Origin of the sequence: Mesorhizobium sp. M7A.F.Ca.CA.002.09.1.1, from assembly GCF_003998555.1 — a bacterium.
GTDB lineage: Bacteria > Pseudomonadota > Alphaproteobacteria > Rhizobiales > Rhizobiaceae > Mesorhizobium > Mesorhizobium ciceri.
The window spans coordinates 1-3,233 of the sequence record NZ_RZRR01000664.1 but is presented as its reverse complement, the minus strand read 5'-3'; the positions used below and the strand labels follow the sequence as shown (position 1 = coordinate 3,233).

At 65.0% G+C, this 3,233-nt stretch carries 2 protein-coding genes; both read right to left on the bottom strand.

All coding sequences use genetic code 11. The annotated features are described in order from the left end of the window. Positions 1-832: glutamate synthase subunit beta (locus tag EN994_RS24080; protein ID WP_164746128.1), on the bottom strand; the 832-nt coding region annotated here is incomplete at its 3' end. Between the two features lie 141 nt (positions 833-973). Next, positions 974-3,233: glutamate synthase-related protein (locus tag EN994_RS24075; RefSeq protein ID WP_245466072.1), on the bottom strand; the 2,260-nt coding region annotated here is incomplete at its 5' end.

Genomic DNA, 3,233 nt, shown 5'->3' with positions numbered 1-3,233 from the left:
CCGACTGGATCGGTTCGCCGCCGACCCGCCTGTTCTGCTGCACCAGATAGGGCATCGCGTCATGCACGCCGCCGAGATCGTCGCCGGGAATACCGGCCGCGCGCGGCGTTTCGGAACCGCCGCAATAGAGCACGGCATCATGTTCGGCGAGCAGTTCGGCGACCGGCTTGTCGACCCCGACATTGACGCCGCAATGGAAGGTCACGCCCTCGCCCTGCATCTGCTCGATGCGCCGGTCGATATAGTGCTTCTCGATCTTGAAGTCGGGAATACCGTAGCGCATCAGCCCGCCGGGCCGGCTTTCGCGCTCGTAGACATGGACGTCGTGACCGGCGCGGCCAAGCTGCTGGGCAGCCGCCATGCCGGCCGGGCCGGAGCCGATGACGGCGACCCGCTTGCCGGTCTTCTTCTCCGGCGGATAGGGCCTGATATGGCCGGTTTCATAGGCCTTGTCGGCGATCGCCTGCTCGACCGTCTTGATGGCGACGGGAATGTCCTCGAGGTTCAGCGTGCAGGCTTCCTCGCAGGGCGCCGGGCAGATGCGGCCGGTGAACTCCGGGAAATTGTTGGTCGAATGCAGGTTGCGGATCGCGTTGTCCCAGTCGCCATTGTAGACGAGGTCGTTCCAGTCTGGAATCTGGTTGTGGATCGGGCAGCCGGTCGGCCCGTGGCAGAACGGAATGCCGCAATCCATGCAGCGCGCGGCCTGTTTCTCGACCTCCTTGTCAGACATCGGCAGCGTGAACTCGCGGAAATGCCGGATGCGGTCGGAGGCCGGCTGGTACTTGTGCACCTGCCGGTCGATTTCGAGAAAGCCTGTTACCTTGCCCATAGTCCAGTTCCTGCTGTCCAGATGGTGCGGTTTTCGCCGCACCCGTTAACCCCTTGAGGCAGCCATGGCAACCTTGCGCCGGAGGTCAAACTGTCGATGAAGATGGGCCGGGAAGCCTGGGCTCCCCGGCCATTGCAAAGCCTATTCCGCCGCAACGCCCATGCGCATGCGTTCCATCTCGATCAGGGCGCGGCGGTATTCGACCGGCATGATCTTGCGGAACTTCGGCCGGAACGTCGCCCAGTCGTCGAGAATCTCGCGACCACGTACCGACCCGGTGTAGTGCACATGGTTCGAGATCAGCTGGTAGAGCCGCTCCTCGTCATGGCTGGTCATGTCGCCGGAGACGTCGACGCGGCCCTTGTGGTCGAGGTCGCCGCCATGGTGCAGCAGCCTTTCCATCAGATCGTCTTCTTCCGGAACCGGCTCCAGCTCGACCATCGCCATGTTGCAGCGCTCGGCGAAATCGCCCGCCTCGTCGAGCACGTAGGCGACGCCGCCAGACATGCCGGCGGCGAAGTTGCGGCCGGTCTTGCCGATGACGACGACGATGCCGCCAGTCATGTACTCGCAGCCATGATCGCCGACGCCTTCGACGACGGCGGCGACGCCCGAATTGCGCACGGCGAAACGCTCGCCGGCGACGCCGGCGAAATAGGCTTCGCCCTCGGTTGCGCCATAGAGCACCGTGTTGCCGACGATGATGGATTCAGCCGCGACGATCTTGGCCTCTTCCGGCGGCCGAATGACGATGCGGCCGCCCGACAGGCCCTTGCCGACATAGTCGTTGCCGGCGCCGACAAGCTCGAACGAGATGCCGCGCGCCAGGAAGGCGCCAAAGGACTGGCCGGCAGTGCCGGTCAGCTTCACCGATATCGTATCCTCGCGCAGGCCCTTGTGCTTGAAGCGCTTGGCCACTTCGCCCGACAGCATGGCGCCCGCGGAGCGGTCGACATTGCGGATATCGACCTCGATCTTGACCGGCAGCTTGCTCTCGAGCGCCGGCTTGGCCAGTTCGATCAGCTTGCGGTCGAGCACGTCGTCGATCGGGTGCTTCTGCCGCTCGGTCCAGTGCACCGCTTCATGCGGCGCATCCGGCTTGAAGAACATCTTCGAGAAATCGAGCCCGCGCGCCTTCCAGTGCACGATCAGGTCGCGCTTTTCCAGAAGATCGGTGTCGCCGATGATCTGGTCGATATGGGTGTAGCCCATCTCGGCGAGCAGCTCCCTCACCTCTTCCGCGACGTAGAAGAAGAAGTTGATGACATGCTCGGGCGTGCCCTTGAAGCGCTTGCGCAGCACCGGATCCTGCGTCGCGACGCCGACCGGACAGGTGTTGAGATGGCATTTGCGCATCATGATGCAGCCGGCCGCGATCAGCGGTGCGGTCGAGAAGCCGAACTCGTCGGCGCCGAGCAGCGCGCCGATGATGACGTCGCGCCCTGTGCGCAAGCCACCATCGACCTGCAGCGCAACGCGCGACCGCAAGCCGTTCAGCACCAGCGTCTGGTGTGTCTCGGCAAGGCCCATTTCCCACGGGCTGCCGGCATGCTTGAGCGACGTCAGCGGCGAGGCACCGGTGCCGCCATCATAGCCCGAAATTGTGATGTGGTCGGCGCGCGCCTTGGCGACGCCCGCCGCAACCGTGCCGACGCCGACTTCCGACACCAGCTTGACCGACACGTCGGCTGCCGGATTGACGTTCTTCAGGTCGTAGATCAGCTGTGCCAGATCCTCGATCGAATAGATGTCGTGATGCGGCGGCGGCGAGATCAGGCCGACGCCCGGCGTCGAATGCCGGACCTTGGCGATGGTGGCGTCGACCTTGTGGCCGGGCAGCTGACCGCCCTCGCCGGGCTTGGCACCCTGCGCCACCTTGATCTGCATCATGTCGGAGTTGACGAGGTATTCGGCCGTGACGCCGAAACGTCCCGAGGCGATCTGCTTGATCGCCGAGCGTTCCGGGTTCTTGCCGCCGCCCGGCAGCGGCAGATAGCGGTCGGCCTCTTCGCCGCCCTCGCCGGTGTTCGACTTGCCGCCGATCTGGTTCATCGCGCGCGCCAGCGTCGTGTGCGCTTCGCGCGAGATCGAGCCGAACGACATCGCTCCGGTCGAGAACCGCTTGACGATGTCGGCCGCCGGCATGACGTCGTCGAGCGCCACCTTCTTGCGGCCGGTTTCCCCGGCCAGCTTGAGCTTGAACAGGCCGCGAATGGTCTGGGCGCGGGCCGTCTCGCTGTCGATCTGGGCGGAATAGTCCTTGAAGGTTTCCCACGATCCCTGGCGCACGGCGTGCTGCAAGGTGGCGACAGCATCTGGCGACCAGATATGCGCCTCGCCGCGCATGCGGAACATGTATTCGCCGCCGACCTCGAGGCTGTTGCGCAGCACGCCGTGCGCC